General features: G+C 59.1%; 17 protein-coding genes. 9 read left to right on the top strand and 8 right to left on the bottom strand.

Translation table 11 applies throughout. The features are described 5' to 3' along the window. Positions 1-13 precede the first annotated feature (13 nt). Genes IP76_RS11240 through IP76_RS11250 form a run of 3 tightly spaced genes read right to left on the bottom strand, consistent with a single transcriptional unit; the run spans position 14 to position 3,017 of the window. Entirely contained in the window at positions 14-832 is an 819-nt protein-coding gene (locus IP76_RS11240) for a carbohydrate ABC transporter permease (protein ID WP_054158305.1), read from the bottom strand. Then, complete coding sequence (locus IP76_RS11245; protein ID WP_245281441.1) at positions 829-1,779, bottom strand: carbohydrate ABC transporter permease; 951 nt, start codon at positions 1,777-1,779, stop codon at positions 829-831. Before IP76_RS11245 ends, IP76_RS11240 begins: the two co-directional genes overlap by 4 nt. Next, positions 1,776-3,017: an ABC transporter substrate-binding protein gene (locus tag IP76_RS11250; protein WP_054158306.1), complete on the bottom strand. Its 1,242-nt coding sequence runs from the start codon at positions 3,015-3,017 to the stop codon at positions 1,776-1,778. The genes IP76_RS11245 and IP76_RS11250 overlap by 4 nt, the downstream gene beginning before the upstream one ends. Before the next feature lie 320 nt (positions 3,018-3,337). On the opposite strand from IP76_RS11250, the gene IP76_RS11255 reads away from it, so the two are divergent. Next, the gene (locus IP76_RS11255; protein WP_054158307.1) at positions 3,338-4,477 is read left to right on the top strand and encodes an ABC transporter ATP-binding protein; all 1,140 of its coding nucleotides are present in this window, start codon (positions 3,338-3,340) and stop codon (positions 4,475-4,477) included. Positions 4,478-4,491: 14 nt separating this feature from the next. Continuing rightward, positions 4,492-5,238 carry a glucosamine-6-phosphate deaminase gene (gene nagB / locus IP76_RS11260; RefSeq protein ID WP_054158308.1) on the top strand — a complete coding sequence of 249 codons (747 nt, stop codon included), beginning with the start codon at positions 4,492-4,494 and terminating at the stop codon, positions 5,236-5,238. A gap of 69 nt (positions 5,239-5,307) precedes the next feature. Here nagB and IP76_RS11265 read toward each other — a convergent pair whose 3' ends face one another. From IP76_RS11265 to IP76_RS11275, 3 genes are all read right to left on the bottom strand, one after another. Further along, entirely contained in the window at positions 5,308-7,059 is a 1,752-nt protein-coding gene (locus IP76_RS11265; protein WP_054158309.1) for an amylo-alpha-1,6-glucosidase, read from the bottom strand. Between the two features lie 66 nt (positions 7,060-7,125). Further along, entirely contained in the window at positions 7,126-8,052 is a 927-nt protein-coding gene (locus IP76_RS11270; protein ID WP_054158310.1) for an ROK family protein, read from the bottom strand. A gap of 134 nt (positions 8,053-8,186) precedes the next feature. Beyond that, positions 8,187-9,158, bottom strand: a complete 972-nt coding sequence (locus IP76_RS11275) for a DMT family transporter (RefSeq protein WP_054158311.1) — start codon at positions 9,156-9,158, stop codon at positions 8,187-8,189. 352 nt (positions 9,159-9,510) lie between these two features. Between IP76_RS11275 and IP76_RS11280 the strand changes: the two genes are divergently transcribed. Further along, positions 9,511-10,311, top strand: coding sequence for a creatininase family protein (locus tag IP76_RS11280; RefSeq protein WP_054158312.1), 801 nt, complete (start codon positions 9,511-9,513; stop codon positions 10,309-10,311). Positions 10,312-10,323: 12 nt separating this feature from the next. Here the strand turns inward: IP76_RS11280 and IP76_RS11285 are convergent, their stop codons facing one another. Then, positions 10,324-11,277: a LysR family transcriptional regulator gene (locus IP76_RS11285; protein WP_054158333.1), complete on the bottom strand. Its 954-nt coding sequence runs from the start codon at positions 11,275-11,277 to the stop codon at positions 10,324-10,326. 179 nt (positions 11,278-11,456) lie between these two features. On the opposite strand from IP76_RS11285, the gene IP76_RS11290 reads away from it, so the two are divergent. The 6 genes from IP76_RS11290 to IP76_RS11315 all read left to right on the top strand — a co-directional run bounded on the left by IP76_RS11290 (position 11,457) and on the right by IP76_RS11315 (position 17,803). Continuing rightward, positions 11,457-12,473, top strand: a complete 1,017-nt coding sequence (locus IP76_RS11290; RefSeq protein ID WP_054158313.1) for an ABC transporter substrate-binding protein — start codon at positions 11,457-11,459, stop codon at positions 12,471-12,473. 174 nt (positions 12,474-12,647) lie between these two features. Beyond that, entirely contained in the window at positions 12,648-13,466 is an 819-nt protein-coding gene (locus tag IP76_RS11295; protein WP_054158314.1) for an ABC transporter ATP-binding protein, read from the top strand. Continuing rightward, positions 13,466-14,260: an ABC transporter permease gene (locus IP76_RS11300; protein WP_054158315.1), complete on the top strand. Its 795-nt coding sequence runs from the start codon at positions 13,466-13,468 to the stop codon at positions 14,258-14,260. The genes IP76_RS11295 and IP76_RS11300 overlap by 1 nt, the downstream gene beginning before the upstream one ends. Continuing rightward, positions 14,260-15,573 carry a cytosine deaminase gene (locus tag IP76_RS11305; RefSeq protein WP_054158316.1) on the top strand — a complete coding sequence of 438 codons (1,314 nt, stop codon included), beginning with the start codon at positions 14,260-14,262 and terminating at the stop codon, positions 15,571-15,573. Before IP76_RS11300 ends, IP76_RS11305 begins: the two co-directional genes overlap by 1 nt. 2 nt (positions 15,574-15,575) lie before the next feature. After that, a complete protein-coding gene (locus IP76_RS11310) occupies positions 15,576-16,985 on the top strand; it encodes an FAD-binding oxidoreductase (protein WP_054158317.1) in 1,410 nt (469 codons plus the stop codon). Positions 16,986-17,221: 236 nt separating this feature from the next. Continuing rightward, on the top strand, positions 17,222-17,803 hold the full coding sequence (locus tag IP76_RS11315; RefSeq protein ID WP_054158318.1) for an NAD(P)H-dependent oxidoreductase: 582 nt from the start codon (positions 17,222-17,224) through the stop codon (positions 17,801-17,803). A 15-nt stretch (positions 17,804-17,818) separates the two neighbouring features. Here the strand turns inward: IP76_RS11315 and IP76_RS11320 are convergent, their stop codons facing one another. After that, complete coding sequence (locus tag IP76_RS11320) at positions 17,819-18,208, bottom strand: RidA family protein (RefSeq protein ID WP_054158319.1); 390 nt, start codon at positions 18,206-18,208, stop codon at positions 17,819-17,821. Between the last annotated feature and the right edge of the window lie 425 nt (positions 18,209-18,633).

Below are 18,633 nucleotides of genomic sequence, written 5' to 3' on the forward strand. Positions count from 1 at the left end.
TCTTGGGAGGACCTTATTCCTTCGTTGCTCCGGCCATGATGCCACCCATCATCAGCCGCTGAAGCGCGGTGAAGACGACCAGCACCGGCAGCACGGACAGTACGGACATCGAGAGCAATTTCGGCCAGTCGATGCCGAATCGACCGATCGAATTCGCGATGGCGAGCTGCACAGTCCACTGGTCCTGGTCGGTGATGATCAGGAAGGGCCAGAGATAGTCGTTCCACCGCCATACGAGATTGAACGCGAGAAGCGTACCGATGGCCGGGACAGAAAGAGGCACAATGATCCGCCACAGGATCCGCCATTCCGGCGTCTTGTCGAGACGCGCTGCCTCGAGCAGGCTGTCGGGAATGTTCACAATGTACTGACGCATCAGGAAAACGCCTGTTGGCGTTGCCGCAGGCGCGATGATGACACCCGCCAGGGTCTCAAGCAGGCCAAGATCGCGCAGAACGAGGAAGACGGGAATCATGATGATCTGTAGTGGCACCATCAGCGACGACATGATCAGCAAGAAGAAGACCGTGTCGCCCTTGAAGCGGAACTTTGCCAAAGCATAACCGGCCATCACGCTGATCGTCACCGACAGAAGAGCCGACAGGATCGAGACGATAGCCGAGTTCTTGAAGAACAACAGGAAACGGGCTCGCGACAGCGTGTTAACGAAGTTCTCCAGCGTCGGGTTCGCCGGCCAGAGCGTTGGCGGCCACTGGAATATCTCCGCCTGCGGTTTCAAGGCGGAAAGAAACAGCCATACCGGCGGCAACAGGAACACTGCGAGCACAAGAGCGACGAGCGCGAGACGCGCGGGTGAATGGGCAGTTGTCATGCTCTGCTCCTTGAAAGCCGCAATTGCACGATTGCGAGAACCATCAGGACGACAAAGAGAACGGCGGATTGGGCCGCCGCCATGCCTGCCTGCATTGGCAGCTGAAACGCCGTGTCATAAATGGTCTGGATCAGGTAGACAGTGGCCTTGCCCGGGCCGCCGCCAGTCAGCGAGACCACAAGTTCGTAAACCTTGAAGGCTTCGATCGACGACAGCACAACGACCACAGCCATGGTCGGGCGCAAAAGCGGTAGCGTTATATGGGTAAACTGCCGCCACTTGCTCGTGCCGTCGATCGACGCTGCTTCGTAATAGTCGGTCGAGATAGCGGTCAGTCCCGAAAGAAAGATCATCATGTTGACGCCCGACTGCCACCAGACCCAGGCGACGACAACGGCTATCTGGGCCATCGTGTCCTGTTCCAGCCATGGAACCGGCGCTATATGCGCCAATGACAGGGCGTAGTTTACCAGACCGTTGTTAAGCCCGAAGAGCCAGCGCCAGGTGATGCCGATGATCAACAGGCTGATCATCGAGGGAAAAAACACCACGGTGCGCACAAAGGCGAACAGTTTCGTCTGCGGCTGAAGCAGCAAAGCCAGCGCCAATGACACGATGACGTTGAGCGGTACGGCAATCACGACAAATATGATTGTTTTCAGCAGGGAAGTGCGAAAATCAGCGTTGTCGATCAGGCCGATGAAATTGTCCAACCCGACAAATTGCGGAAGCGTCTGCGGCACTTGGGGCAGGACGACAACGCCGCGCTTGAAGAGCGACATGTAGAGCCCCTGGACGAGCGGATAGAGCGTGAATGCAACAATCAGCGCCATTGTGGGCAGCATCAGGAAATACGGCCAGAGCTGTCGCTTCGCTTCGGCCAGCGGCTTGGTAGACGACGGCCTTTCGGCCGTCGTCTCTGTGCTGATGGTGCTGGTCGTGCTCACTGCGCCGCCTCAACGGCTGCATCGGCCGCCTTCTTTATCTCGGCCACAGCTTCTGCCGAGGTGATCTGACCGGCAACGGCCTGAGTAACGGCGGTTTTGATTGGGCCCCAGACAGCCTGCATTTCAGGCCAGGCCTGGTCAGTTGCCGCATAGACAGGGCTACCATCCAGCTCCGCCTGCATAATTTTGACGGCATCGGAGGCCATCGCATTGCCGTAGTCGACCGTTTCGGCCTTCATATTGGCCGGGATGACCCCAAGAAGCTTCGCATACTCTGCCTGGACTTTCGGGCTCGTCATCCACTTGATGAATTCCACCGATTCCTTGAGGTTCGGGCTCGTATTGAAGGCGACGAGATAGTCACCGCCATAAATGGACGAGCGGGTCGTTCCGTAAGGTGTCGGTCCAGCTTGCCAGGCGAAGGCACCGTTGTTGGCGAGCGTCGGGATCTGCCAGCTGCCAGACATGTAGGCGACGGCCTGGCCGCCCATGAACAATTCTTTCGGATTGTCGGAACTTGCCCCACTCCACAGGCCAGGCGGCATCGCGTCCTTGGTGATCGCGATGAAATCGTCCAGCGACTTCTGCCACTTGGCTTCGTCCATGACGACCTTGATCGGAGCCTGCTCGGAGAAGATATGATTGCCGTATTGGAACTGGTGAACGATCCAACGGCTTGCCGAAACGTCCCAGACCAGCGGATAGCGAGTGCCGGATTTTTCAGCGACTTCCTTGAGTTTTGGAACAAACTCTTCCCAAGTCCAGCTCTTGTCCTGGGCGGGCAGCTCGATGCCGGCCTTCTTGAAGGCATCAACATTGTAGAAGATGCCTGTAGAGGTCACATTGAGCGGTGCTGCAATAACCTTGCCTTCGTAGCGAGCGCCATCGGCCCAGCCCTTGACGAAGTCATTGATCCATTCGGGGCCGATTTCGGTATTGAGATCGGCGAGAAACGGCCTGATGACCGGTTCCATCGAAGAGGTCAGGGAAACGTCGGGCATAATCCCAGACGCAGCGAATTGCTGGAATTTCTGAATCATGCCGCTGTAGGGCGTGATCTGCAGGTCGAACGTCGTCTCTGGATGCTCCGCCGTGTATTTATCCAACACGCTGCGAATGATCGCTTCCTGTGCATCATCTTCCACGTACCAAAGCAGTTTCAGCTCGGCGGCAGACAGAGGCTGCGTCAACATGGTCGTAGCCAGTGCTACACCGCTTATCCATTTCAAGAGTTTCATCGCGTTCCCCTTTTTCCCGATGCTTTCGCCCGGCTTGATAACGTTCCACTCACACGTCACGGGCACCGAGCCCGGTGGATTCGTTGGCAGTCCGAATTTGTTCGTGACCAAGACGAATTAAATACGGGAGTTTCATCGTGTCAAGCGCTTCTTGCCACACTCAGCTGCCCGGGAGCCAACCTGCGTCTTCTGCGCAATAGCAAACGGCAAATTATGTTCGGCACCTTGACGAACTATGAAAATCTACGCAAGGTAACCGGAGATTGGGGCGTTGGCGCAGCGCTTGCGTCCCTTATAGAATAAAACAAAGGGAACGACAGATGGCAGGATTGGCACTCCAGGGCGTAGTCAAGCAATTCGGGGCGCAGACCATCCTCCACGGGATCGACCTTGCCGTTGAAGATGGCGAATTCGTTGTCTTGGTTGGCCCATCCGGTTGCGGGAAATCGACACTGCTGCGGATTATCGCCGGTCTCGAAGCAACGAGCGGAGGGCAGATCCTCATTGGCGAAGAAGACGTAACACGTCTTCAGCCGGGCGATCGGGGGATTGCAATGGTCTTCCAGTCATACGCACTCTATCCTCATATGACGGTACGCAAAAACCTGTCGTTCGGGCTGGAAAATCTCTCGCTGGACAAACAGGTGATTGACGCCAAAGTGGCCGAGGCCGCACGGATGCTGGCGATCGAACCGCTGTTGGACCGGCACCCAAAGCAACTCTCAGGCGGACAACGCCAACGCGTTGCTATCGGCCGTGCGATTGTCCGGGATCCGAAGATTTTCCTGTTCGATGAGCCACTGTCCAATCTTGATGCGGCACTCCGGGTCCAGACCCGCGGCGAAATCAGCCGTCTGCACAAGCGCCTCGGCGCAACGATGATCTATGTCACCCATGACCAGATCGAGGCAATGACCATGGCGGACCGCATCGCCGTCCTCAATGGTGGACGCCTGGAACAGTTTGGCGCCCCGCTTGAACTGTTCGAGTTTCCAGCAAACAAGTTCGTCGCCGGCTTTATCGGCTCTCCACAAATGAACTTCTACGAGGGCAGCGTCAGAGCCGTTGAAGCGGAGAAGGTCAGTGTTCACGTCGAGGGTTTCGGGCTCGTATCGGTACCCGTCGACGGCAGCACCGGCAACCTTGGTGACAAGGTGACACTCGGAATCAGGCCGAACCATTTCCACCTGCGACCGCAGGGATATGATGGCCACAGCGTCGTACGTTTCCGTGCAAATTACGCGGAGAGTGTCGGTACCGAGACCTATGTTTACGGCACGATCGATGGGAACGACACGGCGACGGTTGTCCATCTGCCCGACCATGTGCCCGTAGCCGAGAACGACGTCATCGAATTCGGTATCGAGCCGGCATGTCTCCATCTTTTCCACGGCGAAAGCGGGCAGTCATTCGCCAGGCGGCGGTCGGATGGTAGCGTCATCGCTCCGCGTAAAAAGTGATGACGTCTCGAGCCATGCTTGTTTCCTCTTCTCAGAGACTGATTTTTTCGACACCAGAGGCTGTCGCGAACGCTGTTGCAGATCTGATCATCAAGGTGGTGCAGGAAAAACCGTCCGCCACGCTCGGACTTGCAACCGGCGGCACGATGGAACCGGTTTATGCGCGGTTAGTCACCGCGTTCAAACACGGGGAAATCAGCTTTTCCGCCGTCACCAGCTTTAACCTCGACGAATATGCCGAACTGCCGCCCGAACATCCCGGCTCCTATCGCAGCACCATGAACGCGCTGCTGTTCGACCATGTTGATATCGACAAAAGTCGGACCTTCCTGCCGGAAGCGAATGGCAGCGAGCCCGACAAATCCGGCGCGCGCTATGAGGACATGATAGCGGCGGCAGGCGGAATTGACCTTCAGTTGCTTGGCATTGGTCGCAATGGTCATATCGGCTTCAACGAACCGGGCTCGGCCAGAGACAGCCGTACGCGGCTTGTCAATCTCCACACCGACACTCTTGAGGCTAACGCTCGCTTCTTTGCCGATCGTCCAGTGCCGCGATCCGCCATGACCATGGGTATCGGGACCATTCTGTCTGCCCGCAAGATCGCACTTGTAGCCACGGGAGCATCAAAAACAGACGCCATTCATCGCGCCACCCAAGGCGGCTTTCAGGCGGATTGCCCGGCTTCGGCGCTCCAGGATCACGGCCAGGTCACCTGGTTTCTCGATACAGCGGCAGCCGGCCTTCAAAGAGCGGCCTGACAGGCTGCCACCGGAAAGCCACTCCTCTGAAAAGAAAAATGGCCGGCTTGAAGCCGGCCATTCTTTGTTTCATCGCACGTCACCGGCAGCTATCGCTGCCTCAATCTTCGGCCTGTACTGAAGGATTGCGGCAGCGGACATGCCCGTCCAGCCCTGGAGCAGTGAGCCGCGTCCAAAGGGCGGTGCAAAGTATTCGACGGAGCCCATCCACCCATTGTCGAGACTCGTCTGCCACCAGCGCAGCATGGGATAGTCCCAGCCCTCCAGTCCATATTTCAGCCGTTGTTCCGCATAAAGGCCAGACAAATAGGGCCAATCGGAACCATTGTGATATCGATAGGCAAAGGCGGATTTTGCACGGGTATCAGCAGGTCGCTTGAATGGCGGCCAGGCGCACATGACGCCCCAGTCGCCGTAGGGCTGCTTATCGTTGTTCCGTGTTTCCAGCAGGTCTGCGACATGACCGAGCACGATTTTTGCCCGTTCCGGTGAGACGGCCTCGAAGCGGAGCAGAGTGAGGCTGTCCAGGGTCAGGTGATCTTCGACGAAGTCTTCACGGGTTCCGTAATCTGCATACCATCCACCTGGCGTCAGCAGTACACCGTCAAGCGATGCTCTCGCCTTGATCGACGTCATCTGCGCTTCATCGGCGACGTGTGCGTCGATCGCTTTGCCGAACTTCGCTATGACATCGAGTGCCCCTACCCAGAGACCGAGATCATAGGCGACATAGCCATGACGAAAAACATTGTCCGCCCAATCACGGTCATGGCGCGGCTTCTGCGGCAGTCCGTTTCCGGCCTTGTCGAACGAGAGATAACGCCGGTAGATCGCTTCAACCGTCTTCCAGTGCCGAACGAGCACAGTTTCGTCGCCCGTCACTCGCACATAGTCCCCGATCGTGAGGATAAAGAACAGCGGGCTATCGAAGTGGTCGCTCCACCAGTCTGTCGGTCGCAAATGCTCCGTCCGGTAGTCCGGCGAGGTGGTGCGAAACTTCTCCCATTCTAGCCCCTGCTGGGGACCCGTCAGAATGACGCCGCTTGGCGCCTCACCATCGGGCTGAATGCCGGTGGCGAGAAGATCGATCTGGTCGCGCACTGCATCAAGGTCCAGATGCAGCAGTGCTTGGAGGGTCCAATAGCCATCACGGTAGTAGGTTCGTGTCGGAGCGCTGTAGGCCTGGCCTGCAGCGAGTCCCAGAAAGGATCCATCCTCAGCACGCCTGATGCTCGACAGCGAGGCATGGGCGCTCTGAATTGCCATGCTTCGCAGTAGCGGTGGCGCCTTTGGCAAGAGATCACAACGCAGCGCATGCGCCTGCGCTTCTTCAATGATCGCTTCAGTCGACAGGGCCAACCCGCGTTCGACTTCAGCTTGGCTGGCGCCCGCTGAAATCACGATCACTCCGTCCCCACGGTCTTCAATGATGGTCAGACCCCAGGCGGTGCTTGCAATGCGACGCGTGCCACTGCGCTTCACCGGCTCCGGCTGGGTCAAAGTTCCCCACCAGGCGCAGCGTGTCGCCGGACGCACCGACTTCAATACGGTGCCGGTCAGTGCGAGAACGGGAGCGGATTGCGCGACATAGAGCCCATGGGCTTCTGTCGTCAGACGGTTGGGTCCATAGACGAAGGGACCAGACCAAGGTTCGAAGAAGACATTCGCCATGTTGCCACAGCCCCAAAGCGCCAGTTCTAGGCGGCCTTCGGGATAGAGATCTCCCTGGAGGCGGGGCGCCATGAAGGCGAGTTGAAGAGGGCTTTCACTTTCGACCTGCCCGTCAGGACGCGCCTTGGCGAGGGACTTCATTTGTACCATTTCACGCTCCTGTCATCGCCTTTCGGCTCGTCCGGATGTTGGGTCAAGGAATATGATTGGGACAGGTCAGCCAACGTTCGCTTGTCGTGGCGACGCGCCCCGTGCGTGCCTTGCGGCCAGCATGACTGCCCCGACCACGCCCGCATTTGTGTCGAAGAGGCTCGGTTCGAGCCGGCAATCGAAAGGCAGTAGAGGTACCAGATGCGTCTTCAACAGCTTCATGAATTCGACTTGACTGCCTATCCCTCCACCGATCACCGTAAGTGCAGGGTCGAATACTGCATGAATGGCCGCAACACCGATCGAGGCGGATCTGGCAATCTCATCAAGGGCCATCGCGGCCTCGACATTTCCCGAGCGCGCAGCGGCGAACAGATCGCTGACCGATCCGTGTGCGGGCGCAAAGCGTTTGCGGATGCCGCGTGTCCCCACTTCGTCCTCATAGAGGCCGTTTTCCGAGCTTGGTGCGCGCGCATGCGGTTCAGCTCCGATCGGCAGGTAGCCGATTTCACCGGCTCTACCGAAGGCACCGCGCCACAATTCACCGTTTACGACCAGTCCCATACCAACGCCTGTGCCATAGGACAGGAAAGCCAGAGACCGTTCGCCCATGCCGGCTCCCGCCATGGCTTCGGCATAGGCCGCCAAATTCACGTCGTTTTCGACCGTGACGGGGCAATGGAGCATTTCTCTCATCAATTCGGCCAGAGGGATATCCGACGGGAGCGCCAAATTCGGTGAAAGCGAGGCAAGGCCGGTCGACGGATCGACTGCACTGGGTATCCCGATCACCACATTGTTCAGATCGTGTAGTTGAGCATCTGCCAACGCTAGGAGCTGCGTAACCAGAGAAACCATTTGCTTAAGCACGGGCGCATCTGCGCCGTGACTTGTCGGCTCTTCAACCGTGAATCGAGCGTTTCCATCTTTGTCGGCGAGGCCAGCCAGGATTTTTGTCCCACCGAGGTCAATGCCGACCACGAGCTCAGCCATCGAACGGTCGTCCTGATCGCCGCGACGAACTGAAGATGGTGCGTTGACCAAGAGAGCTCCAGAAGCTGCCACGGCGCATTCCTTTTATTTGTTCGGTGTGTTGACGAATTTATTATTGACTGGTCTTGGGAGTGTCAAGCGGAGCCTGCATTCGTTGCGGCTTCGCGGGCACGTTCGGCGCGTGCAATGGTTCGTTCGCGATACCAGATGAACAGCCCCGATCCGATCAAGACCAGACTTCCGACGAGGGTCCAGATCGTCGGGATGTCACCGAAGACGGCGAAGCCAAGGATGAGCACGGCTAGGAACTGGAAATACTGCAGTGGCGCAAGGAAAGACGATTGCGCGTGGCGATGCGCCTCAATGTAAAAGTAGTGGCTGATGGCTCCGAATACGCCCGTGCCAATCAGTGGCAACCATTCTGCAAAGCTCTTTGGCCAAACCCAGACAAAGGGCATCAGCGGCGTCAGAATGACCGCTGGAAAGGCGGCCATAATCAGCAACATGCTGCCGGATGACTCTGTTGCCGAGAGGCGCCGCGTCAGAATGCTATAGCCTGCACCAATGAGGACCGAGAGGATGATCAGGCCAAAAGCAGGTTCCAGCGTACCGACACCCGGTCGGGTTATGATAAGCACGCCAACGAAGCTGATGAAGATCGCCGTCCAACGGTAGCGACCGACAACCTCGCCGAGAAAGATGACCGATAGGATTGTTACGAAGATCGGCCCCATAAACTGGATGGACAGTGTCTGGGCAATCTGTAGGTAACTGAGTGCGAGAAAATTCAGTCCCGTGCAGACGATCTGGATCGCAGCCCGGGCTGCTTGAAGCCTAGGAGCAGACGTCCGCCAGGCATCAGGCCTCCGCCAAGGGTTCATGACGATCGCCACGAGAATGAAGTGCACGGTGAAGCGGAACCAGACGGTCTGAATTGATGGTACCGCTTGGCTGCCAAGTTTTGCGGTACTATCGAGGCAGGCAAACAGCGAGACCGCAATCAGCATCAGGATTGCGCCTTTGGCCTTGTCGTCCATGCGCGTGGTCGCAGGCGGCTGAATCCGGGTCTGCTTCTCCTCATGTGTAACCGAAGAGGATGTTTTCATGCCGTCACCTTGAGTCTCTTGTCCGTGGCGTCATCATAGCAACCTAATTCTTATTCGTCACCATGACGAACTAATTTTCCTCTAACATCGGGTTGAGCATCTACCAAAGGCATTGGCGACCTGCTTCTCATATCGAGCGCACAGTCAGTATGGATGCGCGTAACATTCGATTGCCCCTCACCTCTTTCAGCTCCCGCCAAATGTCGAGGTCATTTTCCAGCATGTCCGACACGCAAGTGCCAAAGCCTTTGGCGAGCGCAAATTAGCATCGCCGCGAGCGAAATATGGTGCTTTTCGCGGCCAGCATTTTTGCCTTATCGAACGAGAAAGAAAACGAAAGCGGGGCAAGGCCATGGCCAGACCATTCTTCTGGAACGAACTGACGACCTATGATTTCGCCTCGCTTTCGCCCGAGACAACGGTCGCCATCCTGCCGATCGCCTCGACGGAGCAGCACGGACCTCATCTGCCGATTGCAACCGACGTGGCTATCGCTAACGGGATGCTGGCAGAACTCAAGGTCCAGCGCCCTGACGATCTCGATTTCCTCGTCCTGCCGACCCAGGAAATCGGCAAGGCCAACGAGCATGTCTATGGCCCAGGCAGCCTGTCCCTCGGCCCAGAAATCCTCATCCCCGCCTGGACCGCAATCGGCACAAAAGTCGCTGAAGCCGGCCTTCGCAAACTCGTCATCGTCAACTCCCATGGCGGCAATGTCGATGTCATGAGCATCGTTGCCCGCGAACTGCGCGTCCGCCACCAGATGGCGGTCGTTTCTACCCAATGGGGTCGCTTCGGAAATCCAGATGGCATGATCTCCGAGCACGAAAGCCGCTATGGCATTCATGGCGGCGAGGTCGAGACTTCGCTGATGCTGCATTTCCGCCCCGAGCTTGTCCGGATGGAGAAGGCGCAGAACTTCGTCTCCAAGGCCGAAGAAATCCGCGCCAACTCGCGGTTCCTGACTCCGCTGCCGCCCCATTCACTGGCCTGGATTGCCCATGACCTCAATCCGCATGGCGTGGTCGGCGATGCCTCGAAGGGTACGGCGGAAAAGGGCGCGGCGATCTGCAAGCATCAGGTCGCCGGTTTCATCGAACTTTTGCGGGACGTCGCCGCTTATCCCCTATCCAACCTCTACGTACCCGACTGAGGCCGCGGACCCTTACATCGTTCCACGAATGCTCTCAGGAATGTGGCCCCGGTCCTTGAGATCCTGAACCAGGCCGAGCAGTTCCTGCATAAGGTATTCGATGAACAGGCTGGTCGCCGAATCGAGCGGCGCCCGGGCCCGGGCAAACAACTTCATCGGCTGATGCCGGACATGCGCATCGGTGAGCGGTCGGAATATGAGCTCCCCACGCCGGCATTCGGCAAGCGCATCGAGCGGATTGAGGAGCGTCAGTCCCGTGCCCGCTTTCACCAACTGCTTCATCAGCTCGGAAGAATTCGTCTCGACCACCGGATCGACCGGCAGCGGCAAGGGCGCAAGCGCGAGATCGATGATGTTGCGTAGACTGGTCCCGGATTGCGCCAGGATCAATGGCTCTTGCACCACCTCCACCAAATCGACTGGCCCATCCTCCAGCGCCAGCCGATGACCGGGCGGCAGCACGACGCCGACGGGCACGTCGAAGTTAGCGAGTGTCCGAATACCGGGCGTTGCAGGGATGTTGAAGCCGAGACCGACATCCACCTCCCCGGTCAGCACCGGATTGATCGTTGTCACCCCGCCATCGCTGCGTAGCTTGATCTGCACCCGCGGATGTTTGGCAATGAAGCCTGACAGGATCGCCGGCAGCGGTCCTGAGGCGAGCCCGACCGTCGTTACCAGCGACACCTTGCCGATCTGCGGTGTCTTCAGTCCACGCAACCGCCCTTCCAGCCGCTCGTAGTTCTTCAAAACGTCACGGATATGCTCAACACAGAGCTCGCCGGCAGCGGTCAAACGCAATCCCTTCGGCAGCCGCTCGAAGATTGGCGCCCCGAGTTCCTCCTCCAGCGCCAGGATCTGGCGATTGACCGCAGATGAGGCGACATTCAGCCGCGCGGCGGCCTTACGGATCGAGCCGCATCGAACGATTTCATTGATATAGACGAGCTTTCGAGAGTGAAGCACGAGACCTCCGCTGCGCAAATTTTAATCATGGCGCATCACTGTGCAGCATTTCCGCGACCAGTGCAAAAAAAGCATCGATGCGGACGAATTTTGATGCTTTTCAAGACGCATGTCAGCCGATCAAATGCCGGAAAAGGGAGCCCGAAAACGGGCCCTGGAACGGAACAGGGGAACGATCAATGCGCGACACGCTCACCAGGACAAGCCTTCTCGCCCTTTTCGGCCTCAGCGCCGCGCTGGCCTCGACCACGACGGCCTTCGCACTGGATGAGGTCACTTACGGCACCAACTGGCTCGCCCAGGCTGAACATGGTGGTTTCTACCAAGCTGTGGCCGACGGCACCTATGAAAAGTATGGCCTCAAGGTCACCGTCGTGCAGGGTGGCCCGCAGGCCGCCAACCGCGCGCTCCTGATCGCCGGCAAGGTCGACTTCTACATGGGCAGCCCGCTTGGCGAAATGGACGCCGTCAAGGAAGGCATCCCGCTGATCGATGTGGCCGCGATCTTCCAGAAGGATCCGCAGGTTCTGCTCGCCCATCCAGACCAGGGTATCGAGAAGTTTGCCGACCTCGCCAAGCTTGACAGCATCTTCATGGGCAAGGACGGCTACGTCACCTATTACGAGTGGATGAAGAAGAATTTCGAGGGCTTCACCGACGAGAAGTACAAGCCTTACACCTTCAACCCAGCCCCCTTCATCGCCGATCCGAAGTCCGCCCAGCAGGGCTACCTGACATCAGAACCCTATGAAATCGAGAAGCAGGCCGGCTGGGCACCAAAGGTCTTCCTGCTCGCCGACAACGGCTACAACCCCTATTCCACGATGATCACCACGACGGCGACCATGGTCGAGAGCAAGCCGGATGTCGTCCAGCGCTTCGTCGATGCCTCGGCCGAGGGCTGGTACAACTACCTCTACGGCGACAACAAGGCCGCCAACGACCTCATCAAGAAAGACAATCCGGAAATGACGGATGGCCAGATCGAATACTCGATCAAGAAGATGAAGGAATACGGCATCGTTGAGTCAGGCGAAGCGCTGGAAAAGGGCATCGGCTGCATGACCGACGAGAAGTACAAGGCCTTCTTCGACGCCATGGTTCAGATCGGCGTCCAACCTGCTGACCTCGACTACAAGAAGGCCTACACCACCCAGTTCGTTTGCAAGGGCGTCGGGATGGCACTGAAGAAGTAATATCCCTTCTCCCCATAAGGGGAGGGCTTAACCCTGCGCCGCCGCTTTTCCTTGAGGGGAAGCGAGCGGTGCCGCGGACCATCTCCCCGCTTGTGGGAGAGATGGCCGGGAGGCCAGAGGGGACTTTATGCCCGCTGGCATTTCCGAATAGCATTCCTTCAAACCGAGTAGCGCATGGCTGAGATAGACCCCATCACCCCGCCTCCTCCCGAACAGCGCCGGGCGCTCGTGGTGATGAAGGACGTGTCCAAGGTCTTTTCCAGCGGCACTGTGGCGCTGACCGGCATGTCGCTGACCGTCAATGGCGGTGAATTCGTGTCACTTCTGGGACCTTCCGGCTGCGGCAAGTCGACGGCACTCCGGATCATCGCCGGCCTCGGCGACACGACATCTGGCACCATCGATTGGCCAAGCTCCCGCATTAACTCCAAGGGCCTGCCAGACGGCGACATCTCCTTCGTCTTCCAGGAGCCGACACTGATGCCCTGGGCAACCGTGTTCGGCAATGTCTACCTGCCCTTGAAGCTGCGCGGCATCTCGAAGTCGCAGGCAAAGACCGATATCCTCGCCGCTCTGGACCGCGTCGGCCTCAAGGATTTCAGCGACGCCTATCCGCGCGAACTCTCCGGCGGCATGAAGATGCGCGTCTCGATCGCCCGCGCGCTCGTCACCAAGCCGAAGCTTCTCCTGATGGACGAACCCTTCGCTGCCCTCGACGAAATCACCCGGCAGAAGCTGAACGACGACGTGCTGGCCCTGTGGAAGGAGACCGGAATCACGGTTATCTTCGTCACGCACTCGGTCTTCGAAAGCGCCTATCTCTCAAGCCGCATCGTGGTGATGAAGGCGCGCCCCGGCCGCGTGCATGCCGATTTCCCGCTGCAGACCAGCCTCGACCGTGACGCCTTCTACCGGACCTCCGAAGAATATCGTCAGGCCTGTGAAACCGTGTCCAAGACACTGATCGAAGCCATGGGCGGGGAGCATCACTAATGACCGGACCGGCTGAAACCCTGCTCAAGATCTTCATCCCCATCCTCGTCGTCTGTCTGCTGATCGTGCTCTGGCAGGTCGGCGTCTGGGTCTCTGGTGTTCCCCAATATATCCTGCCCGGCCCGATCGCGGTCGCCGGCGCCCTGTTCAAGGACTGGGGCACGCTGTCGCCTGCCCTCTGGGTCACCACCAAGATCACCCTGATGTCGCTGGGCCTCGCCCTTCTCGGCGGGGTCGGCATCGCCGTTGCGCTCGTCCAGTCGAAATGGATCGAGATCGCCTTCTACCCGATCACCGTCATCCTGCAGGTGACCCCAATCGTGGCGATCGCACCGCTGATCCTGATCTATTCGCCCTCGACACAAGTGGCGCTCTTGATCTGCGCTTTCCTCGTCGCCTTCTTCCCGATCCTGTCGAACATGGTCCAGGGCCTGAAAAGCGTCGACCATAATCTCCTGAACCTCTTCGACCTCTACGGCGCCTCACGCTGGCAGACGCTGCTCTACCTGAAGCTCCCGGCCTCGCTCCCCTACTTCATGACAGGCCTCAGGATCGGTGGCGGCCTCGCTCTCATCGCCGCCGTCGTCGCCGAATTTGCCGCTGGTTCCGCCGGCGCCGGCTCAGGCCTTGCCTTCCGCCTGCTCGAGGCCCAGTTCCGTCTCAACATTCCCCGCCTCTTCGCCGCCCTCTTCCTGCTCTCCTGCCTCGGCGTCGTAATTTTTGCCATTACCTCCTTCATTTCCTGGCTGGCGCTGCATCGCTGGCATGAGAGCAGCCTGAAACGAGAAAACTGATGTCGAGCCCTGTTACCGCCCTCCCCGCCGCCAAGCGCTTTGTCCTTGCCAACGCGACGCTGCCACAGATCTGTGTGGACGGCGTCGAGGCTCCCGCCTGCGAGGGCCTGATCAGCGCAGACATCATCGTCGCGGATGGCAAAGTCGAGGCGATGCTGAAGCCCGGCACCGCCCCATCGGGTCTCCCCTCGACGGATCTCCGCAACGGCATGGTCTGGCCGACCTTCGTCGACATGCATACCCATCTCGACAAGGGCCATATCTGGGACCGCCGGCCGAACCCCTCAGGCGACTTCACGGGTGCGCTGGAAGCGGTCAAGACTGACCGCGAAGCCCGCTGGACGGCTGCCGACGTCAAGGCCCGCATGGAGTTCTCGCTGCGCACGGCTTACGCCCACGGCACCAGCCTGATCCGCACCCATCTCGACAGCCTGGCGCCCCAGCACCGCATCTCCTTCGAGGTCTTCGCCGAAGTCCGCGACGCCTGGGCCGGCAAGGTCGACCTGCAGGCCGCCGCCCTCTTCCCCTTCGACCAGATCACCGATGAGGCCTTCTTCAAGGATCTGGTCGAGGTGATCGTCGCCAACAAGGGCCTGCTCGGCGGCGTCACCTATCTGATGCCGGGTCTCGACGACAAGCTCGACATCCTCTTCCGCACAGCCTCCGAAAACGGCCTCGACATCGACCTGCATGTCGATGAAACGCAGGACAAGGAAACCCTGACCCTGAAGACCATCGCGGAGGCGAAGATCCGCAATCGCTTCGAGGGTGCGGTCACCGTCGGCCATTGCTGCTCGCTCGCCCGCCAGGACGAAGACATGGCCAAGCGCACCATCGACCTGGTGGCAGAGGCCGGCCTCTCGGTCGTCTCGCTGCCGATGTGCAACATGTATCTGCAGGACCGCGTGGCCGGCCGCACGCCCCGCCAGCGCGGCGTCACCCTGTTCCACGAACTATCAGCCGCCGGTGTCGCCACCGCCGTCTCCTCCGACAACACCCGCGACCCCTTCTATGCCTATGGCGATCTCGACCCCGTCGAAGTCTTCCGCGAAGCGGTGCACATCATCCATCTCGACCATCCGCTCGATACTGCAGCCCGCGTCGTCACCCGCACCCCCGCCGATATCCTCAAGCGCCCCGACCACGGGCGCATCGCGGTTGGTGGCAAAGCGGATCTCGTCCTCTTCAGCGCCCGTCGCTGGAGCGAATTCCTTTCCCGTCCGCAGGCCGACCGCATCGTAATGCGGAATGGCATGGGCATCGACCGCAGCCTGCCGGATTACCGCGAACTTGACCCACTTCTTGGAGCTTAGACATGGCTGATTACGCCAAAATCATCGAGGAGCTGGAAGGCATCGCCGTCGAGGACAATCCGGCGCTCGTCAAACAGAAAAGCCGCGATTTCTACTGGTATTCGCCGATCCTGAAGGCCGAACTCGACAACGTGGTGGGTGACTTGATCGTCTCGCCGACCACGGAAGAAGAGGTGATCCGGGTTCTAAAGGTGGCCTATGCCCATGGCGTTCCCGTCACCCCGCGCGGCGGCGGCACCGGCAATTACGGCCAGGCCATGCCGCTCTCGGGTGGCATCGTGCTCAACCTCATCAACATGAACAAGGTGAAAGAGATCCTGCCCGGCCGCGTCATCTGCGAGCCCGGCATCATCATTTCCGAGCTTGACCGCCAGACGAAGGAACATTCCGGCCAGGAACTGCGCTTCCACCCGTCGACCAAGCAGACGGCCAGCGTCGCCGGCTTCATCGCCGGCGGCTCCGGCGGCGTCGGCTCGATCACCTGGGGCGGCCTGCGCGATCTCGGCAACATCCTGAGGCTTCGCGTCGTCACCATGGAAGCCGAGCCGCGCGTGCTCGAACTCTCCGCCTGGGACCTGCAGAAGGTCTCCCATGCCTATGGCACCAACGGCATCATCACCGAAGTCGAGATGCCGCTGGCGCCTGCTTACGACTGGGTCGATGTCATCGTCGGTTATGACGACTTCATGGACGCGGTGAAATTCGCCGATGCGCTCGCCCACAAAAACGGCATCCTCCTGAAGGAGGTCGCCCCGATTGCAGCTCCCATTCCCTTCGACTATTTCACCCGTCACAAGCCCTGGCTGAAGGAAGGCCAGTCGGTCGTCGTGCTGATGGTGGCGCCGCATTCCATGGAGCCTTTCCTGGCGCTCGCCGAGCGGATGAAGGGCGATGTGCGCTTCCGCTCCGACACAGTCGAAAGCATGAAGGGCATCCCGCATGCCTATGAGCTTGCATGGAACCACACGACGCTGCGGGCGCTCAAGCTTGATACCAACATCACCTATCTCCAGGTCCAGTATCCCGGCCCCGACCATGTCGAGAAGGTCCGCGTGATGACCGAACTCTTCCCCGACGAGGTCATCGGCCATCTCGAATTCATCAAGTTCGATGGCCAGATCCAGTGCGCCGGCCTGCCGCTGGTGCGCTACACCACGAAAGAACGACTGGAAGAGATCATCCGCATTCACGAGGAAAACGGCTGCCCGATCTTCAACCCGCACCGCTACACGCTCGAAGAAGGCGGCATGAAGCAGACCGACCAGGTGCAGCTCGCCTTCAAGAAGGAAACCGATCCGAAGGGCTTGCTGAACCCCGGCAAGATGATCGCCTGGGAGAATCCGGATTTCGATTTCTCCGCCGGCAAGAATTACCTGTTTCCAGGCCTGGAGGTGTTTTCCGAAGCCTCGTAAGGCACATCAGATGCGTTGCGGCTCCCCGTTCCGGAGCCGCAACGGATAACCGCCCGAACGAACTCATTCCGAAGGTACTCCCGGCCGGACCTCTCCGGCCCATGCTCTTCACGACATGGCATCCCCCATCCCTCGGCATCAGGCGGCGAGAGATCAGGATGCTGGGACAAACGGCGCGGAAGTTTTGAATTGAACCCCGACTGCAAAGCGGCGGGCAACGACTTGGAGCTTTTGACATGCGCGTACTCGTCCTTCACTCCCACCCCCTCGATGAAAGCTTCGGCCGGGCTCTGTATAAGCTCACCTGCGAAAGCCTGGAAAAGGCCGGCCACCAGGTGGATGGCTGCAATCTCTACGAGGAGGGCTTCGACCCGGTCCTCTCGGCCCATGACCGCCGCGTCTATCACGACATCCCCGAAAACCTCTCGCTCGTGCAGCCCTATGTCGACCGCCTAAAGAACGCCGAAGCGCTCGTCATCGTCACCCCCGTCTGGAACTTCGGCTTCCCGGCCATGCTGAAGGGCTATTTCGACCGCGTCTGGCTGCCCGGCGTTTCCTTTGATCTCGTCGATGGCAAACTCACCCCGACACTCCGCCACATCAGGAAACTCGCGGCGGTCATGACCTATGGCGCGACCCGGATGCGCGCTTTCCTCGCCGGCAATCCACCGAAGAAGATCGTCAAGCGTGTCATCCGCGCCCAGATCAAGATCGGCGCACCGGTCAAGTATCTCGCGCATTACGACATGAACAATTGCACGGAACAAACCCGCGCAACCTTCTTGGCCAAGGTCCGCCGCGAGATGGAAAACTTCTAAGAGAACGGCCGGCGGTCAGATGACCTTGGCCGCCGTTACCTCAACCTCGACGAGGAATTCCGGTCGCGTGAATCCCCCGACCACCAGCAGCGTGGAGACAGGTTTCGGATCGAGCGTGTAGCGGTCACGCACCGCCATGTAGGCGGGAAAATCTTCGCGCTGCGTCACGAATCCCGAGATCCGAATGACATCCGCGAAGGTCATCTCAGCCTCTTCGAGAATGGCCTTGATCGCCTCGAAGCAAAGTTCGGCCTGGCCGGTGACATCCGGTGGGATCGTGTCATCCGGGCGAATGCCGAGCTGGCCGGAGGTGACCAGAAGGTTCGCGCCCGGCGGCACAAGCAGGCCGTGATTGTAGTGCCCAAAGGGACGGCGGACGGAGGGGGGATTGAAGACCTTTTTCATAGGTCTGAGCCTAGCGCGGCAAGCACATCTGTGGAAGCATAAAGCTTGCATTCCACGCTGCTTTCAGGTCATGGACGCGACCTGTTGACCATCGAAAGCGCAGCGATGTGCTGCAGCTTCAATGGCCCTCTGACCCTCACGCAGGTCACCTGCAAACGCTTTATTCCTACGGTCGTTCGATGCTCTGCCCCCTGCCTTAAAAGCTGCATATGTGAGTGGAGCTAGTATGTGTGTTAACGGGGATGATGTCAGGTTATTTGTGGCTCTGGTTGTTTGGGTTTCTTGATAGCGGGGAGCGCGAGCCAGTGGCGGTATAGATTCCCCGTTTTGCAGTTCACTTTGCTTGTTTTGTGTTTGCCGACCTGTCGCAAACGCAAAAACCGCCCCCATTGGATGGAGGCGGTTTTGCGTATTTATGTTTGGAT

The sequence above is a fragment of the Rhizobium sp. AAP43 genome (assembly GCF_001296045.1).
In the GTDB taxonomy this organism is placed as follows: domain Bacteria; phylum Pseudomonadota; class Alphaproteobacteria; order Rhizobiales; family Rhizobiaceae; genus Allorhizobium.